Origin of the sequence: Mesorhizobium sp. C089B (assembly GCF_030323125.1) — a bacterium.
Lineage (GTDB): Bacteria > Pseudomonadota > Alphaproteobacteria > Rhizobiales > Rhizobiaceae > Mesorhizobium.
In genome coordinates this window covers 2619760-2638118 of sequence record NZ_CP100469.1, presented here as the reverse complement: position 1 = coordinate 2638118, position 18359 = coordinate 2619760, and the positions used below count along the sequence as shown (strand labels likewise).

General features: G+C 62.7%; 15 protein-coding genes. 9 read left to right on the top strand and 6 right to left on the bottom strand.

What is annotated here, in order from left to right:
* The first annotated feature begins 123 nt into the window (after positions 1-123).
* The 9 genes from NLY44_RS13195 to NLY44_RS13155 all read left to right on the top strand — a co-directional run bounded on the left by NLY44_RS13195 (position 124) and on the right by NLY44_RS13155 (position 7752).
* Positions 124-1044, top strand: a complete 921-nt coding sequence (locus tag NLY44_RS13195; protein WP_023712159.1) for a PilN domain-containing protein — start codon at positions 124-126, stop codon at positions 1042-1044.
* Between the two features lie 2 nt (positions 1045-1046).
* On the top strand, positions 1047-1640 hold the full coding sequence (gspM, locus tag NLY44_RS13190) for a type II secretion system protein GspM (RefSeq protein WP_023687875.1): 594 nt from the start codon (positions 1047-1049) through the stop codon (positions 1638-1640).
* Positions 1637-2200, top strand: a complete 564-nt coding sequence (locus NLY44_RS13185) for a hypothetical protein (RefSeq protein ID WP_023687876.1) — start codon at positions 1637-1639, stop codon at positions 2198-2200. The genes gspM and NLY44_RS13185 overlap by 4 nt, the downstream gene beginning before the upstream one ends.
* A gap of 346 nt (positions 2201-2546) precedes the next feature.
* Positions 2547-3383, top strand: coding sequence for a hypothetical protein (locus NLY44_RS13180; RefSeq protein ID WP_050588881.1), 837 nt, complete (start codon positions 2547-2549; stop codon positions 3381-3383).
* Positions 3380-5023 carry a GspE/PulE family protein gene (locus NLY44_RS13175; protein ID WP_023804873.1) on the top strand — a complete coding sequence of 548 codons (1644 nt, stop codon included), beginning with the start codon at positions 3380-3382 and terminating at the stop codon, positions 5021-5023. Before NLY44_RS13180 ends, NLY44_RS13175 begins: the two co-directional genes overlap by 4 nt.
* Positions 5023-6240, top strand: coding sequence for a type II secretion system F family protein (locus NLY44_RS13170; protein ID WP_023804874.1), 1218 nt, complete (start codon positions 5023-5025; stop codon positions 6238-6240). Before NLY44_RS13175 ends, NLY44_RS13170 begins: the two co-directional genes overlap by 1 nt.
* Entirely contained in the window at positions 6237-6707 is a 471-nt protein-coding gene (locus tag NLY44_RS13165) for a prepilin-type N-terminal cleavage/methylation domain-containing protein (protein WP_023687880.1), read from the top strand. The genes NLY44_RS13170 and NLY44_RS13165 overlap by 4 nt, the downstream gene beginning before the upstream one ends.
* The gene (locus NLY44_RS13160; protein WP_245263733.1) at positions 6704-7048 is read left to right on the top strand and encodes a PulJ/GspJ family protein; all 345 of its coding nucleotides are present in this window, start codon (positions 6704-6706) and stop codon (positions 7046-7048) included. Before NLY44_RS13165 ends, NLY44_RS13160 begins: the two co-directional genes overlap by 4 nt.
* Entirely contained in the window at positions 7045-7752 is a 708-nt protein-coding gene (locus NLY44_RS13155; RefSeq protein WP_023804876.1) for a type II secretion system protein GspJ, read from the top strand. The genes NLY44_RS13160 and NLY44_RS13155 overlap by 4 nt, the downstream gene beginning before the upstream one ends.
* A gap of 46 nt (positions 7753-7798) precedes the next feature.
* Here the strand turns inward: NLY44_RS13155 and gspG are convergent, their stop codons facing one another.
* The 6 genes from gspG to NLY44_RS13125 all read right to left on the bottom strand — a co-directional run bounded on the left by gspG (position 7799) and on the right by NLY44_RS13125 (position 18215).
* Positions 7799-8251, bottom strand: a complete 453-nt coding sequence (gene gspG / locus NLY44_RS13150; RefSeq protein ID WP_023712152.1) for a type II secretion system major pseudopilin GspG — start codon at positions 8249-8251, stop codon at positions 7799-7801.
* The gene (locus tag NLY44_RS13145) at positions 8251-8745 is read right to left on the bottom strand and encodes a prepilin peptidase (RefSeq protein WP_023804877.1); all 495 of its coding nucleotides are present in this window, start codon (positions 8743-8745) and stop codon (positions 8251-8253) included. The genes gspG and NLY44_RS13145 overlap by 1 nt, the downstream gene beginning before the upstream one ends.
* Positions 8742-10868 carry a type II secretion system secretin GspD gene (gene gspD, locus NLY44_RS13140; protein ID WP_023804878.1) on the bottom strand — a complete coding sequence of 709 codons (2127 nt, stop codon included), beginning with the start codon at positions 10866-10868 and terminating at the stop codon, positions 8742-8744. The genes NLY44_RS13145 and gspD overlap by 4 nt, the downstream gene beginning before the upstream one ends.
* A gap of 75 nt (positions 10869-10943) precedes the next feature.
* Positions 10944-11213, bottom strand: coding sequence for a hypothetical protein (locus NLY44_RS13135; RefSeq protein ID WP_286457374.1), 270 nt, complete (start codon positions 11211-11213; stop codon positions 10944-10946).
* A 239-nt stretch (positions 11214-11452) separates the two neighbouring features.
* Positions 11453-11887 carry a hypothetical protein gene (locus NLY44_RS13130; RefSeq protein WP_286457373.1) on the bottom strand — a complete coding sequence of 145 codons (435 nt, stop codon included), beginning with the start codon at positions 11885-11887 and terminating at the stop codon, positions 11453-11455.
* Positions 11888-12173: 286 nt separating this feature from the next.
* A complete protein-coding gene (locus tag NLY44_RS13125) occupies positions 12174-18215 on the bottom strand; it encodes an RHS repeat-associated core domain-containing protein (RefSeq protein WP_286457372.1) in 6042 nt (2013 codons plus the stop codon).
* Positions 18216-18359 lie beyond the last annotated feature (144 nt).

The window sequence follows — 18359 nt, the reverse complement described above, 5'->3', positions numbered from 1 at the left end:
TGCGCAATGTCTGGATTTCCGGGACTGGTGGCTCGAGGAGCTGCGAGGGGCGCGGCTTTCGCCTAGAAAAAGCAAGCTTCTAGCGGCGACTGGATCGTCAGCCTGGCGGATGACGGCATTCGTGTGCGCGAGGCCGGGGCGCCGGAGTTTCAGTCGATCCCGCTGGCGCTGACCGCCTCTTCGGATGAGATCCTGGCGCTGCTGCAGGGCGGGGGCCGGGTCAGGCGGCCGCGCTTCGATGTCGTGATCCAGCCGGGGCTGTTCCTGACCCGGCAGCTGGCGCCGCGGCTTCTGCCGGTCCGGCAGGCGCGCGACATGGCCGAGCTCGACCTTCTGGCCGCGACGCCGCTCGATCCGGCGCAGGTGCATGTCGTGTTTGCCAGGGATGCCGGGGCTAGGCCTGCCAGGCAAGACAGCACCTACCACGTCGTCAAGGGCAAGACGCTTGCCGCGGTGCTGGATGCGGTGCGCCGCGCCGGCGGTTCGGTGCGCAGCCTGTCGCTGGCGCAGCCCGGAGAGACGCTGCGCGCCGATCCGCTCAGCCTGGCCGCCATCTGGCCGCCGACGGCGCGCGACCGGCGCAAGCGCAGCACCTGGATCGCCGCCTGTTCGGCGCTGGCGGCAGCGCTGCTGATCACCTTCGTCCACGCGCATTGGCTGATCTGGCAGGCCGATGGCGAACTGGACGCGCAGATTGCGGATGCGCAGGTGTTGGCCAAGACGGCACGCGCGTCGCTGCAGAAGCGCCAGGCCGGCATCGAGCGGGTCGAGAAAATCCGCCAGGAGAAGAAGACGACGGCGTCGCTGGTGCGGGTCTGGGCCGAACTCACGCATCTGCTTCCCGACACGGCCTGGCTCACCGATCTCTCGGCCAAGGGCGACGATCTGACCATCACCGGCTTTGCCACCTCGGCGGCCGAACTGATCCAGCCGATCGATGCCTCGCCGCTGTTTTCGGCGCCCGAATTCGCCTCGCCCGTGGTTAAGGTGCCCGGACAGGACGGCGAACATTTCACCATTTCGGCCAAGATCGGAGCGCTCTGACGATGCTCTCCGCCATCCTCAACACCAGCCCGCCGCTGCGCCGCCTGATCGCGCTGGCGCTGGCAGCGGTTGCGGCGTGTCTCTGTGCCTGGCTGGTGTTCGCGGCGTTGGACAGCGTCGCCTCGGCGCGGGCCGGGATCGAGGACAAGCGCGCGCTGCTCGGCCAGCTGCAAAACGTGGCGGCGCTGGCCAAGCGCCTCGACGGCGACACCGGCCCGGTGGAAGCGGCCAATCCCGAATTCCTCACCGGCGAGAGCGAGGCGATCATTCGCGGTGCGCTGCAGAAGCGGCTGAACGCCATCGCTGCCGCCAATGGCGTCAGCGTGCTGTCGGCCGGCAACGCCCCGGTGCTGAGTGAAGGCGGCGTCGATTTCATCGGGCTGCGGGTCAATCTGTCGGGGCCGCTGGAAGGCATCCACAACGCCGTGCTCGCCCTCGAAACCTCGCTGCCGGTGCTGTTCATCCGCGAGGCGACGCTGCGCACCACCGATGTCAGCCCTGCCGCGGGACGGATGGGCGACCCTGAGCTGTCTGCCGAGATCCTGTTTTACGGCCCGCTGCAGACGCAAGCTGCGCCCGGCGGGGTCAAGCCATGAGCGGGAAGTTTGCGGGCCTGGCGATTGCGGGGGGTATCGCGGTTCTCGTGCTGGTCAATGTCGCGCTCTACAACACGCCGGTCGACATCTCGCCGATTGCCTCCGGCAAGGGGCATGATGGCGGCCCGGCATCTGCTGCGGGCGCGCTGCAATTTCCCGAGGCCGGCGATTTCAGCGAGACGTTCCAGCGGCCGCTGTTCACGCCGATGCGGCGCAAGATCATACCGCCACCGCCAGCGCCGCTGCCGGTGGAGGTTGCCGTGGCACCTGTCGAACAGGCGCCTCCGCCGGTGGACGTCGCGCCGGCGGCCGCGCCATCGCTGCTCGGCATCAGCATTCAGGGCGGAGCGGGAAAAGCGCTGTTGCGCGTCGCCGGCAAAGATGAAGCGCTCTGGTATGCCAGTGGCGAGACCGTCGACGGCTGGACGGTGTCAGTGATCGACAAGGACCAGGCCGTGCTGGAGCGCGACGGCAAGGTGGCGCGCATCCCGCTGCATCCGCCATGGACGAACCCGCCGCCGGCCCCGCCGCCGCCCCCGCCACCTGAGCCGGAACTATGAGCGGGCGCATGTTTGCTGAGGTTGGCAGGGCAATCGCGTATGGCGACGCCAGCCCCCCACTCCGGCCGCTGCGCGGCCACCTCTCCCCATGTCCATGGGGGAGAGGAAACCCAAGCCTTTCGAGGCTGCGACCTCGGTGGTTAGCATTTCCTCTTCCCCCACGAATGTGGGGGAGAGGTGGCTCGGCGAAGCCGAGACGGAGTGGGGGAGCGCCATATGCGTTTGCCCTGCTCCTCCTTGTGGGGAGGGATCAAGGGCGGGGGTATTCGTAAAGCGCAAAGCTCTCCCAGCCGTAGGGGACGACAGCGCCAGCGCCGGCTTTTCGCTGGTTGCTGTACTGGTGTTCATGCTGATCGTCTCGGCCATCGTCGTTCCCTTCGCCGTCACCGCCAAAACGCGGCTGATGATTGCCAACAACGAGCTGGAGCAGGAGCGCCTGTCGCTGCTTGCCGAGGGTCTCGGCAATGTGGTGGCGAGCGAATTGACCGGCGACCAGGTCACTGAAAAGCTGCCGCTGGATTCCACGCCAGCCGCGTGCCGGTCGGGACAATACAGCTTTGTCCTGCGCGTCCAGGATCACGCCGGGCTGATCGATCTCAAGGCCGCCGACGACCGCCTGCTGGGGCTGGGCTTCGCCGCGCTCGGCTTCGAGCAGCAGATGGCGGACGAACTGGCAAAGGCCGCGATCCGGTTTCGCGACAGCGCCAAATTGTTCGCCGGCCTGCCCCAGGCCAGAAGCCCGGTCGGGCCGCCCGAGGACAAGCAGGCGCCGTTCGAATCCGTATCCGAGCTGCAGGAATTTTCTGCACTTGCGCAAATCCCGCTGCGCAGCCTGCAGGGCATTTTCACCGTCAACTCCAAGCGCGGCACGGTCAGCGCCGATCGGGCGCCGCGCCGGCTGCGCGCTGTTCTCGTCGGCGGCCCCAACGCATCGGTCGTTGCGGGCGCGAGCGATGTATCGGCCTACACGGTTGAAATTGTTGTCAGGCTAGATGGCTCCGGCATCACAGGCGAGGCCGGCTTCATCATCGAGAAATCCCAGGCAGGCCCGGTGCCATTCTCGCGCGTCTCGCGCAGCCCGGCCGGCGATGCCACAGCACTGCCGGCAGCCGCGGTCACCGTAGGCTGCGAGGCGCTGTTCGGCACTGAAGCCGCGCAATTGCTGGCGAGGTGGGGCGCATGAACGCTTCCGTCCAGGCCAAGGGGATCGAGGCGTTTCTCACCTTTCTCGAAGGCGAGAAAGTGCTGACCGCGCATGCCGCCCAGCGCGCCCTCGGCGCGTCGCGAACATCCGGCCATCCGTTCGATACGGTGATGACCGAACTCGGGCTGATCGGCGAGCAGGAGCTTGCCAACAGCCTCAGCAGTTACCTTGAAGCGCCGACGCCGGTGGATGTCCCCGACCAGGTCAGCGCCGACATGCTGGCCGGGGTGCCGCTCGCCTATCTCAAGGAAAACGCCATCCTGCCGCTGCAGATGGACGCCGAGCGGCTGGTCGTCGCCGTCGCCGATCCGTTCTCGTCGGCCACCATCGACGCGCTTGCCTTCCACTACGAGCGGACGGTTTCGCTGCGGATCTTGCCAAGGCGCGTGATTGCCGAATGCATCGACCGCATCGAGCAATCGGCGCTGGCGTCCGTCTCCAATAGCGGTGCTACCGGCGAGATCATGGATTTCGGTCCTGACGATCTCGAACGGCTGAAGGATTTCGCCCGCGAGGCGCCAATCGTGCGCTTCGTCGCCGAGACCATCCACAAGGCGGTCGATGCCAGGGCCACCGACATTCACATCGAGCCGCTCGAGGATCATGTCCGCATCCGCTTCCGCCATGACGGCATGCTGTCCACCGTCGACACCGCCTCAATTGCGATGCTGTCGGGCATCTCAACGCGGATCAAAATCCTGTCGCGGCTCAACATTGCCGAACGCCGCCTGCCGCAGGACGGGCGCATGCGCATTGCCGTGCGCGGCAGGGATATCGACCTGCGCGTCTCGGTCATCCCGTCCATCCATGGCGAAGCCATCGTGCTGCGCATTCTCGACCGCGCCGGGGTCGAGCTGAAGCTGGAGAAGCTCGGCTTCGACAGCGCCGCGCAAGCCAAGATCCGCTCCATGTCGCAATCGGCCAACGGCATCGTGCTGGTCACCGGGCCGACCGGCAGCGGCAAGACGACGACGCTCTATTCGATCCTTGCCGAACGGTCGCGGCCGGACGTCAAGATCTTCACCGTCGAGGATCCGGTGGAATACCGCATGGCCGGGATCACCCAGCTGCAGGTCAATCCGGCGATCGACCTCGACTTTGCCGCGGCCCTGCGGTCGATCCTGCGCCAGGACCCCGACATCATCCTGCTCGGCGAAATCCGCGACCGCGAGACGGCGCAGGTCGCGGTGCAGGCAGCACTGACCGGGCATCTGGTGTTCTCGACGCTGCACACCAACAGCGCGGCGGGCGCGTTGACACGGCTGCGCGACATGGGCATCGATGGTTACCTGCTGGGCGCGACGATCCGCGGCGTCATCGCGCAGCGGCTGCTGCGCCATGTCTGTCCGGCCTGCCACGGCGTTGAGCCGCCCGGTTCGCCCTGCCGCACCTGCAATGGCTCGGGCTATAGCGGGCGCACGGTGACCTACGAAATGCTGCAGGTTTCGCCGCGCATTGCCGAACTGATCGACCAGGGCGCCGGCGAAATGGAGATCGGCCGCATAGCCGCGCAAGACGATCTGGTGCCGATGTCGATCCATGCCACAGCGCTTGCCCGCTCCGGGGTTACCACGATGGACGAGGTCCGCCGCGTCATCGATCTCGCGGGGGATGGCTGATGCCGGCCTTTGCCTATCGCGCCTATCTCGTCGACGGCAGCACGGAGAGCGGCGTCCTCGATGCCTCGACCAAGCAGGAGGCCGCCCGCAAGCTGGCGCAGCAAGGGCGCCGTTCCTATCACCTCGCCCCGGTAAGCAGCGACAGACCGCAGTTGCGCCTGCCGGGGCGAAGCGCGCTGACCTTTACCCGGAAGGTCGATCTCAGCCGGCTGTTTTCCGAGCTGTCGGTGCTGCTCAACGCCGGCTTCACCGTCGACCGCGCCCTCGGCGCGGTCATCGCCGGCGAGGCGAACCGCCAACGGCGCCAGCAGCTGCAATCGGTGCTCGATCTCACCACGGGCGGGCGGCCGATCGCCGAGGCCTTTGCCGCCCTGCCGGGCATCACCTCCGATGTCGCGGCACTTCTCGCCAGCGGTGAGCGCAGCGGCAAGATGGCCTATATCTGCCAGCGGCTGGCCGACACGTTCGAGGCCACCGCCAAGCGCCGCGCGGCAATCGGCGAGGCACTGGCCTATCCGGCCTTTCTGCTTTCGGTGATGAGCGGGGCGCTGGTCATTCTGGCGACCGTGCTGGTGCCGGCGCTGGAGCCGATCTTCGAGGGCTCATCCGCGCCCAAGCCGTTCACCATGAAGATGCTGTCGGTCTTCGGCACGGTGTTCCGCGACTACCCCTTCGTCTTCCCGCTGGCGGCAGTGCTCGGCCTTTTGTCCTATCTCGTGCTGTCTCGCTCTGCCGGCGCCAGAAAACAGTTCTCGCACGCGGTGTTGAAGATACCGCTGATCGGCGCGCTGGTCAGGGATGCCGTCATCGCGCGCTACCTTGAAACGCTGGCCTTGCTGCTCGGCAATGGCGTGGCGATGACCGAGGCGCTTGGGCTCGCCGCCAATGTGTCGAGGCAGAGCTCGCTGGCAGCAAGCTTTGCCTCGATCGAGGACAATGTCGCCAACGGCGCCCGCCTGCACGGCGCGGTCGTCAAGGCGGGGATTTTCGATCATGCGACGATGTCGCTGGTGTCGCTCGGCGAAGAGGCGAACGCGCTGCCGGTGGTGCTGGATCGCGCCGCGAAAATGCTGCAGCTGACGCTGACGCGGCGGATCGACACGGTGCTGAAGCTGCTGACGCCGGCGCTGACGATTTCGCTTGGCTTCCTCGTCGGCAGCCTGGTCATTTCGGTGATGACCACGATCCTCTCGATCAACGATCTGGCGCTGCAATGACCGCCGCCGCCGCGAAAGCCAGCCAGCAGGCGGAGGCCGGATTCACCCTGGTCGAAATGCTGGTGGTGCTGGCGATCATGGCGCTCATGGCGGCCATCGCCGCACCCGGGCTGGTCAGCCACTACCGCAGCAAGAGCCTGGAGACGCTGGCCGGCGAGATCACCATGCGGCTGCGCCTGTCGCGCACCTCGGCCATTGCCACCGCGCGGCCGAGAGAGGTCCTCGTCGATCTCGGCGCCCGCACCATTCGCTTTGGCGAGCGCGATGTTTTCGCATTGCCGGATGACGTCAAACTGACGGTCGTTACCGGCCAGGAGACCGTCGTCGCCGGACGGCAAACGGTGCTGACTTTCCTGCCCGACGGCAGCGCGTCGGGCATGGATATTTCGCTGCAGCAAAAGGCGCGGACCGCGCGCATTGCGGTCAACTGGCTGACCGGGCTTCCGACATGGCGGGCATTGCCGTGACAGAGCCTTCGTCCGAAGACGGGTTTTCGATCCTGGAAATGATCGTCGCCATGACGATCCTGGCGCTGGTGCTCGGCATCGCCAGCCAGTCGATCGTGCTGGCCAGCCGCAGCATCGCCATCGCCAAGGCGCAGATCGAAGCGGCGAGGGCGGCGCGTGTCATGCTGGCGGACTACGAGGCCGGGACAAGCGGTTCAGGCGAGCGGGTGCAAACCGGCTGGCGCTTGCAGACGCGACCGATCATGGTGTCGAAGGCAAAGATGACCGCTGTGGTCATTGCCAGGACCAATGGTGCGGGCCAGCCGTTCCTGACCTTCGTGCCCGTGAAGGACTCGCGATGATCCGGCGGCTGGTCCAAGCCCATGCGCGTCGTGGGGGCCGGCCATCCGGGCAGCGTGTTCTCAAGCAAATATTCGGGACCGACCGGCGCCCCGGATCATCGGCATCGGTCGAAGGCTTCGCGCTGATCGATGTGCTGGTCGGACTGGCGATGATCGGCGTGATCTCCGCGCTGATGATCGTCTTTCTCGGACAGGCGCGCACCATGATGCGGATCCAGAAGACGACCGAGATGCAGATGGAGGTCGATGCCGCCGCGCGGTTTCTCGAAACGGCGATCGGCAGCGCCGAGCCGCTGCCGTTGTCGCAGTCGACGCCCGACATGGTGCTTTATCTCAGCGGCACCGGCGCGCGCATCGAGTTCAACGCCGTTCAGGCCATCGGCTTCAAATCCTCAGCCTTGCGCGAGGTCGCCGTTTCGCTTGGAAGTGACCTGACCATCGTGCAGAAAATCCGACGCGGCAGCGATGCCGCCAAATCGACTGGAGGCCAACCGGTGCTGCTGATCGCCGGCGTCAGCGCGGTAAGGTTCGAATATCTCGACGCCTCGGCCAAAGTCCCGTCATGGTCGGCGAGCTGGTCCGCTCCACGGCGTCTGCCTGCTGCCGTGCGGTTCACCATCTCGGTGGCGAGGGACGGCGCGACCTACTCGTCGACGGGCTTTGCCCGCCTCGACCTGGCGACTGCCGGGTCGCCGGCGAGCTGAAGAGCCTGACCCACTGCGGGTCCCGCCTCGTTTCAGCCGACGGCCATCAGTTTGTGATGTCCTGGTCCTCGCCGGTGCCGTCGGGCTTGCCGTCCTTGCCAAGCGTGCGGATGACGACGCCGCTCGCATCGGCCTTCACCTCGTAGGAATAGGGCTTGCCCCAGGGATCCTTCAGGCCGCCCTTGAGATAGGGGCCGTTCCAGCGCGCTTCGCTGGCCGGCTGTGTGACCAGGGCGGCGAGCCCTTCTTCGTCGGTCGGGTATTTCGCGTTGTCGACATAATAGAGTTCGAGCGCGCTTTCGATGTTGCGGATCTGCGCCTTGGCGGCGTTGGTGCGCGCCGAGCCGAGATAGCGCAGCACCTGGGGTGCGGCGAGCGTCGCGATCAAGGCAATGATGGCGAGAACGACCAGAAGCTCGACCAGCGTGAACCCGCTTTCACCGGTGTCGCGGTTGCGGCAGGACTTTTCGGAAGCTTGCTTAAAGCGCAGCGTGATCATCAGAGCAGTCCCATGTTCAAACCGGCGAATTGTTCCAGCACCCAGCTGGAGCCGAGGCCGATGGCGATAAACGGACCGAAGGCGACGCGGGCCCGCGCGGCTGCCGGCCCGGTCGCCACCACTTGCCCACCGACGAACAGCAGCGCCGTGGCGCTGGCGATGAACAGCAGCACCGGCAGGAGCAGAGGGTCGATCCAGCATGCGGCGGCCGCCAGCATCTTGACGTCGCCGAGGCCGAGCCCGATCCGGCCGGTCATCAGGAAATGGCCGCGCCGCAGCAGCCAGGCGGTAGCGAAGGTCGCGGCGGCGAACAGGATATGCGGCGGCAGGCTGCCCACCCCCATCTGATAGCCAAGGCCGATCGCCGCCAGAGAAAGGTTGAGCGCGTCCGGGATGATCTGGCGGCGGAAATCGGCGATCGAAATGGCGGCGAGAATTGCCGCCAGGGCGATCGTGGCAGCCAACAGGAGCGATGGGTGCGCGGCCGTAATCAATAGGCCAGCCTCTTCAAATCCTGCTGCAGCTTGGTGCCGCCGCGGCGTTTCTGGATCGGCGTCTGCAGGCTGATCTTGCCGCGGAATTCGTCGGTCACTTCGCGGGCCTCGTTGATGTCGCGCACGACATGCGGCCGGATGAAGATGATCAGTTCGGTACGCACAATCTTGTCGTTTTTCTGTTTGAACGCGTTGCCGATAATGGGGATGTCGCCGAGAATTGGCACCTGCGTGCGGCCGACACTGTTGTTCTGCTGGATGAGGCCGCCCAGCGCCAGGCTTTCGCCGTCATTGACCAGCACGCGGGTCTGGATCTTGCGCTGCTGTATGGTCGGTGAATCGATGCCGGAGCTCTTCGTCTCGGCAACGTTGCTGACCTCCTGCTGAATGTCGAGCATCACCCGGCCCGCATTGTTGATGCGCGGCGTCACCGTCAGGATGACGCCGGTGTCCTTCATCTGCACCGAGTTGATGATCGGCGCCGTGCCGCTGCCGGTATCCTGCGATTGCTGGGTCAGGATCGGCACCTGGTCGCCGACCTGCAAGATCGCCTTCTGGTTGTTCAGCGCCATGATGGTCGGCGCCGAAATGACGTTGACATCGGTGATCGAGGACAGCGCATTCAGCGTCACCTGTATGTTGTCGGTGGCATAACTCCAGTTGAAACCCGGCAAAGTGGCGGCGGCAGCCGCCTTGGCCACGTCGGTCACCGATACCTTCGTGCCGCCATTCTCGAAGAACCAGCGCAGGCCGTATTTCAGCTCGTCGTTGAGCGTGACTTCGGCAATGACGGCTTCGAGCATGACCTGCGTCGGCAAGATGTCGACCTTGGTCAGGATCTGCTCGATGCGCTCATAGTCGCGCGCCGTGGTCTGGATCAGCAGCGCGTTGTTTTCGATGTCGGCGACGACGGTGGCGTGGGCGGGCGGCTGTCCGTCCTGCTGCGGCATCGAAGGCGACGGCCCGGTCAACGGCACCGGGGTAATGCCGTCCGACTGCAGGGCGATCGGCGTCTGGTCGGGCGACACGTTCGAGCCGTCCGCGCCGCCCTCGGTCTTGACCGAGGTGCCGAGAACCGAGCTCAGCACAGCGGCCAGTTCCTTGGCCGGGCGGTTCTGTATCTGGTAGACGAAGAGCTGGTCCTCGTTGGACTCCGCCAGCCTGTCGAGCTTGTTGATCCAGCTGGCGGCGCGCGCGAGATAGGCCGGGCGCGAGGTGATCACCAGCACCGAATTCAGCCGGTCGTTGGGGATGAACTGGATGAGCTTGGCGCCCGGCCCGTCTTTTGTGCCGAAGATGGAGTCGAGTTCGGCAGCGACCGCTTCCGGCTTGGAGGTCTTCAGCGGATGCAGCGCCACCGACATGCCCCGCATCCAGTCGACGTCGAACACCGACACCGCCTCCCTGATGGCATTGAGGTCGCTGTCATTGCCGGCGACGGTGATCAGGTTGCGGGTGGAATCGACCCGCAGCACCGAACCCTGGCGGGTGATCGGCTCGAGAATGGTCCTCATCTCGTCGGCGGCGATGAACTGCAGCTGCAGCACCTGCACCTTGACGCCGGGGCCCGACGGCGACACCGAGGGCACGCTGACCGGCGGTGTGTTGGACATGATCTCGGACAGCGGCACGATCTGGTAGGTGCCGGCACGCTTGGTGATGCCCGCGCCATTCACCGCAAGTGCTGATTCCAGTATGTCGACCAGTGCATCCTTCGACACCGGCTGCGAGGTCTGCAGTGTCACCGTGCCCTGTACGCGCGGGTCGACGATGTAGTTGAGATGCAGCGCGTCACCCAGCACCGCCTTGGCCGCATCAGTGATCGGCGCGCTGACCAGATTGAGCTCGAACTGGCCGGAGCCGTCCGTCGTCACCTGGGTGACGGGGGCGCTGGACGAGACGAACTGGCCCGACCCCTGATATTGCGCGCCGTTGAAGCGCTGCCCGGCGGTTGCGGCGGAGGTGACGGTGGACGGTCCGGTGTATCCAGCCCGCAAGGGCGAGTTCTTGGCGTGCAGGCTGTCGATGGTCTCGGTAAAAAAGTCCTTGCCCGGCGTGGAATTGCAGCCGGCAAGTGCAAGCAACAGGCACAACACGACGCGATTGCTTGACCCGATTGACATACACCCGATTCCCCAAGGCCCCTAGTTTAGGACGTCCTGAGGTTGAGTGCTTAGATTGATGGGGGGATTTGGAGTCTATCCACAGGGTTGGTGGGTGGATGGGTACGACCGGGGTTGGGTTCGCATGACTGCGAGAGGCGTGGAAATCTCGTCGGTGGTCGCATGGAGCGCCAGCGGGATCGGCTGAAACTCCGGCGCCCCGGCATCGCGCACGCGAATGCGGTCATCGGCGAGGCTGACGATCCAGTCGCCGGTGGGCGCCTGCTTCTGCTTCGGCGAAAGCCGCGCCCAGCGCGGCTCCTCGAGCCACCAGAAATCCAGACATTGCGCGCCAAGTCCCGCCACGACCCACCCGCCCTGGCTGATTCTAAGCCGAGGTCCTCTAGGTTGAGATTACAGGGGCTGGTGTGACGGATATCAGCGAGAGCGCGGCGAGCGGATTAGTCACAGCTTTTGTTGGGCGAGCGCTCGCCGCGAAGCTGCGTGCTGTGGTGTGGCAGATCGGGTACGACGATGCGAGCAAGGCGAGCCATGAGGTAGATCATGAGCACACGGCTATGGAGCGGATAGCTAAACGTGCACCGTCACCGTAGTTCGTATCCTTCCAGCAATGGTATGAGGTACTTTAGCGCCCATTCTCTATTTTCAGGCCTCGGCATTTTTTCCACGTATTCGACAAAGTCGGCCTTTATTTTATCGACACCACCCCAAGCCTTATCTAACTCTCTAATTAATTCTTTCCCTCCTGAGACGATACAATACCTAATGAATATATCGCTTAATATTGAAAAATCACCATCAACAGAGGTTATTCCGACATTGTCCTTAAATCTAGCATTCATCATCCATAATCTGTTAGATGACGAGTACGGAGCCAAGAATATAATGTCTATGTCAATTTCACCAAAAGAGCTCCAATAGAAGCACTCCGTGTCAATTTTCTCAAAGAATTCATCAAATATCCTTTCATCACCATACCCATCATCCTCATCTCTTAACTCCAGATCTCCAGGAATCAAGCGATATTCGAGGATTTTGGAATTATCATTTCGCCGTTAGGGAAACTCTGAGTCGAGGCACTCTTCCGTTCATACGTATGCTTTAAGATATCTATGTAATTGTTATTCCGCTCAAGAGGTACAATCTTAACATTGTCAGGAACTTTAGTGCCGGCATACTCACGGCTTTTCAGATCGGTCTTCATTGCGGCTTATTCCTGGGTTTTGTCGTTTGGTTCTTTAGAACCGTCAGAACCGTCAGATTTGTCCTTTGTATCTTTGTTTTCAGTTTTTTCGGGCTTCGGGCTTACTCCAATTTCGTGTGTGGTTTTCTTTTACCTTTTTCTGTTGTTTTCTGAACTTCGATCGTCCTAATCCCTCTCGATTTCGATCCTGGTCTATCAACTACTGTAGTGCCATCAGGGAGGTCGGTCGCGGTTCCCGGCCCGTATACTGTTTCGATATTCTTGGTTTCAGCTCCCGGGAGCCCCTTAACCGCTGCCATATTTTTGTCAGCTTGCTCGGGGTCAAGGCCGAGATTCATTTTTTCTTTACCCGTAGCGCCTTTCGTTGCCGCGTCAACAGCATCTTGATAGCCTGCATCCGGCACGTCGTTAGCATATGATGGTAGCGGTTCAGTCAGCATTCTCAAGAATGCGCCAAGGCCCTGAGCCCGCCAGCCAGGCATATGAGTCATTTGTAACCCTAAATTTCTGACTGATTTCTCAAGCGATTTTTCGCAAGGTCTGCAGCCAGGAAGAGCGTTGCTCAACATTGCTCCTCCAGTTACACCGGACCCATCAGGAGTGGATACTATCAACTGGTGCCCATTCGGATCGCTCTTATTGATAGGATCGTTCTGCGCATACGCGTAACGATTGGTGCCAACGCCAGGCAGTGTCGGATCCCAATCATCCGGCGAGATGAATCGCCCCATTGCCGGATCCATGTATCGTGCGTTGAGATAGAGCAGCCCGGTTTCGGGATCGAAGCGCTCGCCGATGTAGCCCTTTTGCGTCTGGAAGCCGGTGTTGAGGCGTTCGCCATAGGTGGCGTAGTTGGTGGCTTCGGCGATATTGCCCGAGGCATCGGTGACCATGCGCACTGAGGCCAAATGGTCGCGGTGCAGGAAGGCCTTTGTCGTGCCGGTCACCTTGATGTCGGGATGCGGATAGCGGGTGTAGATCTCAGCACCCGGCGTTGCCGGATTGACCTCGACGGAAGCGTCGGGATAGAACGTGGTGGCGAAGGATGAAGCCTTCTTCACCCGCGCGCCGTCTGGTCCATAAGTCAGGTTGACGGTGTTGGCGGCAAGCGTGACCGTCTTCAGCCGGTTGGCTTCGTCCCAGGTGAGTGTGCGGCTGCCGTCGGAGGTCAGATTGCCATTGGCGTCATAGGCCATGGCATTGGCGCCGACCGTGACCGGCGCATGCGGACGCGCTGCGCTCGCCGCGGGATAGATGTACGTGCCGGCGACACGGGTTCGCGAGACCATATTGTCGTTGGCGGCATAGACGAAGGTTTCGTCCAGCGTGTTGTCGCCGAGATTGTCGGATGAGATCAATCGGTCGGCATTGTCATAGCCATAGGTCCAGCTGTCGGCAGCCGTCTGCCCTGTAGTGCCGGTGATGCGGCCGAGATTGTCCCTCGCATACTGATCGTCGAGCAGGATGGTGGCGCCCTTCGATGTCGTGACACGCGTTACCCAGCGCCGGGTCGGCGAATAGGCGAAGGTAGTCTTCACGCCGTTGGCGTAGGTGATCTCCCTCGTCTGACCATCGGCCTCGTAGAGCGTCGAGGTGATGAAGCCGGGGGCGGAGATCAGCCTGTTGCCGGCGCTGTATTGCAGCGGGGCAGCCAACGTGCCGAAGTCGAGCTGCACCGGCAGATATTGCGTCGCCAGCGTTTGCCCGGAGGCATCACGCACACTCGTCGTGGTATGCGTCAGCGTGCCGATGATGGCATCCTGACGCGCCACCTTGCCGAAGCCGTCATATTTGTAGGCTTGCGTGGCAGCCGGATTGGTCGAGGTTGTCAGCTGGCCGATATTGTAATAGCCGGCGGCTGCCTGATCATAGGTGTTCTGCGTCTGCGTCACCGCGCTGCCGCCGGGCGCCGTTGCCGTCTTCAGCGTCAGCCGGTCCATCTGGTCGTAGCTGAGGGTGGTAACCGTGCCCCTGGCATCGGTCTGGCTGACCAGCCGGTTGGCGGCATCATAGGTGTAGGACCATGTGCCAAGATTGGGATCGGACGCTGTCAGCCGGTTGCCGACCATGTCGTAGGTGTAGCTCCAGGTCGAGCCGCCGGGATCGGTCACGCCGATCAATCGGCCGAGCACGTCATAGGTGCGGGTTTCCGCAAGCTGAAGACCGGCGAAGTCACGAACGATCCCCGCGACATCGCCACGCGTCGACCAGGCTGTGCGGGTCTGATGGCCAAGCTCGTCGGTCGTCGTCATGGCGTTCAGCCGCGGCGTGGTGGCGGCGGCGGTGGCCAGTTCGTTGAGATAGGTGCGCTGGCTGGCATCCGGATTGACGGTCTTGGTCAGCCGGTCGGCCCAGTCATAGAAGTTGGTGGTCCACTGCGCGGCCTCGCCGACAAAGCGCGGGAAGGCGGTGCGCAGGACATTGCCGCGCAGATCGTAGTCGGTCTCGGCAATGCGTTTGGCGCCCGCCGTCGTCTCTCCGGGAGTCTCGACGCGATAAACACGCCCAAGCCCGTCATAGTAGGAGCGGGTAAAATCCTCGCTGGCGCCCCCACTCGCGCCATTGGGCAGCGGCGTGTACTTCACCAGCGCCTGTGTCGCCGGATTGCCCTCATTCTCGAAGCGCGTCTTGGCATAGGCGCCGGTGACGCTCTGTGAGACCTGGTAGAGCCGGCAGAGCGGATCGTAGGTGAAGGTTTTGACGAGACCATTGGGGTCGGTCTTCGTCGCCAGCAGCCCGCAGACAGGATTGTAGGTGGCCGTCGAGACAAAGCGCGTGTCCGCTGTCTGTCCGCCCGTCGCAAAATAGCGCGGCGCCCGCTCTGTTACCGGATAGAGGTGATAGACCGCGTCATAGTCCCACTCGGTCTTGTGGCCGAGACCGTTGGCAGCCGCGATCTTGTTTCCATAAGCATCATACGAAAAATACTGGTTGACGGTCTTGCCCGTAGTGACGTCGCTGAAGGTCTGTACCCAGGTCAAATTGCCTTTGACCGGCACAGCCCACACATCGGTTGTGTTGCCGTCGTAATAGTTGTGCCTGTAGCTGATGTAGGGAAGGTTGGTGTCGAAACCAGCTTGCGTGCGCTCGGCGATCAGCGCCGAGACGATGTAGGACGATGTGTTGGGCGAGAAGAAGCGTCCCGTCCATGTCTCGTCACCGCTGACATCGGTGCGGCCATAGTCCTTGAGGCTGATGACGTTGTTATAGGCATCGAAGCCACGCTCGACCCGCAAGCTGCGGCTTATATTCTCGGTCAGCGTGGTGTCGGTCTGCGTGTTCTGAACCGTGTAGGGTTTTGTCGCCGTATTGACGACATAGGTCTCGGCCACCTGCTTGTGGACGACACCGGCGCCATCCTTCCACAGCGTCAGCGACGGCAGGCCATAGCTCGCCAGATCCTGGCGGTAGGTGGTCTCGATTTTCGTCGGCGCCGTCTCGCCATTGGCGAGCGGTTTTGTCTCCACGATCGAGGCAAAACCCAGGAACTTGCGCGCCGCCGGATCGTATTTGCCGCCGGCATAGGTATAGCTCGACACGGCCGTCTGGCCGCGGCCGTCGCTCACCGAAAGTTTCGTCACCGCATGCACGACCTGTGGCAGGTAATCGTTCACCCAGGTCGAGGACGGCGTGTACTCCACTGCAACCGTGCCACCAAGCTCCGTCACAATCTGCTTCAACAGGTTCGGATTGCCGGAGCCGGCATTCGAGATGAACATGCTGGTGTAGTTGGTGAAGTCAGGCAGGCCATCGCCGTTGAAGTCGCCGATGACGGTTCCAACATTCGCTGTCGCGGGCATTGTGAACTCCACCGGCGTCATCGCCGTCGAGGAGGGCCGCAACGAGTAAATCTTGATCGGGCCGGTCCAAAACGGCTGGGGTGGCGATAGCTGCCTGCCGATTGTCGTGATGACATCCGTGCGCCCGTCATTGTCGAAGTCGCGCAGGATGGCAGATGTTCCCGACATCGAGGAAATAGAGTAATTCTTGAAGCCGAGGCCCGTCGATAGCCAAACCGCGACGCCGTTGCCGCCGAAGCGGAAAACATCCGTTGCCCCATCCCCATTGATATCGGCAAATACGCATGTGCCGGAGGTTTGCGATTCCTGCGCCGGGCAACTGATGCTGAAGGACGCTCCGCTCTTCTGCCAAACGCCGCTCGAAAGCGTTCCCTTCCTTGCCGTTCCGCCAGCGCCCCAGTAGAGCGGCTGCTGCCGTCCGTTGCCTAGAAAATCGCCGACGCCTATTATGGTTCTAGGCGCGCTGCCACCGACGGCGTTGACGGCGTCGATGCCATCGCCATCAGCGTCAGCAACAACGGGCCACAAGGATTTTGTAGCCCCACCAGTTGGCAGCCCGTCACAAATGGCTTGGTAACCGGCTGGTGCCGTTGGCGAACAAGGCGCTTTTGTCAACCCAAGCGAAGTGTCCGTCTTAAGAAGTGAATTTTGAGGGGTATAAGTAGAGCGGCCGGTGTGGCCGTCAGTGAAAGTATGGATCACCGAATCTGCAAAATCAGCCGTGTTTTTTCCTGCAATAAATCTTCCGGATTGTGAAAAATAATCTTCGTCTGCGTTGACGTCTTTTACAATTTCTTCAGCAAACTCTCCATTTGAACTAAATTTGTATATATGTTTTTTTCTGAAGTGGCTCGTTATTGTGTCGCCACCACTTCCTCCGGAGTGCGTTGTTGTTGTCCCCGCTTGGTCTCCAAACATTTCGTCGCGACCGTCAAAATTGAGATCACCGGTCTCCTTTGGAGCTCCTTGAAATTTGGAGGGCGCACTATTGAATGTCGTGTAGACCCCATCGGTGTTCTGATAGGTCATCTGGCCGAGGATCTTTGCCGTGCCGCCGGTGATGGCGCCGTCGACAGTACCAGTCGCATCGGTGCCATAGCGCGTGACGACGGTCAGCCGCGAGGCGTTGGAGAACGGCGCCTGGTCATAGGTCAGCTTGTAGGCGCCGCGCACCGCACCTGAGACCGTAATGCCGATCGTCTTGATGCGCTGGCTGGTCTCGGAGATATCGCGGCCATTGCCCATCAGGATCATATCGGGCCGTGTCTCGTAGTAGAACTTGACCACCGTACCATTGTAGCTGACAGCATCGGGATAACAGACCGGGCTCGCCGGACAGGTGTAGGTATAGGTTACGCTATTGCCGTTGGTGTCAGCGACCGAGGTCAGCAGCCAGCGGTAGCTCATCGCCAGATCATAGGCCGGCGTACCGGCGGTCGGCGTCAGATTGGCAACAGCAGCCACCGAACGGAAGGTCGAGACGGTGCCGTCGCGGTCGGTCACCTTCCATTCGTTAGTGGTGCCGTTCAGCGCAATGCGGCGATAGGATTCATTCTCCGTCGCATGCGTGCCGCCGGTTGCGCAGGAGGGCGACACCATGCCGGCCGCACAGGCCACCATCGCCTGGCCGTCGAGCAGATAGATGTCATTGGCGTCGTATGCTGGCATGCCATAGCCAGGCGTGGCCCGTTCGATGACATCGAAACCTTCGAGCCCCCAGGCATAGCCGAGCCAGCCCTGGTAGAGGCCACCGGTCTTGGTCTTGCGCGAAGAGTTGTAGTTCAGCGCAATCTGCGGCTCGATCCCGTGGAAGTCCGGCACGTCGATGCCGATGGCATAGCCCAGATTGCCGTTGCCGGCGGCTTTCGGCAGGTCCACCTTCGGCGTACCGACAGCTTCGGGATCGCCGCTGCCGGTTGCCGTGGCCGCTTCTACTGCCGCCGCCGCTGCGGCCGGTTCCTCCGGCGCTGCTTCCGTATCGGCCTTCTTCTCTGTGGCCTTGCCCTTCGCGTCGGTCGTTTTGGTATCGGCAGCCTTGGCGTCGCTCGCATCACCAGCCTTGGTGTCCGCCGGCTCGGCGCCGACCTTGGCCGCCGCATCGGGACTGCCGGTCGCCGGCCGGGTTGCCGCGTCGCCCGTCGCGCCCACCGGCTGCTTCGCCGAGGAGCCGCCGCCTAACGCCGCCCCGCCATTGCCGAGACCGCCACTGGCTGGCGCAGCCGGCGAGGTACTCTGCGCAAAGGCCTCTATCCCTGCGTCACCTCTAATATAAGAATAGCAAGATATATCTGCGCCGAAGACGCCAGCGGCAAGCACAGCCGCCCCCAATAGCAACCGCTTCATTGATTCTCCCCAGCCAAGTTGCTTGACGCTACTCCAACTTCACTTGGCGGATACGACACGATCCGGTCACAAACCAAATATCCGCAGGTTTATTTGCGATTTGGTAGAGCATTGCAGAAGAGGCAAGCCAGGAGGGGCGAAGCT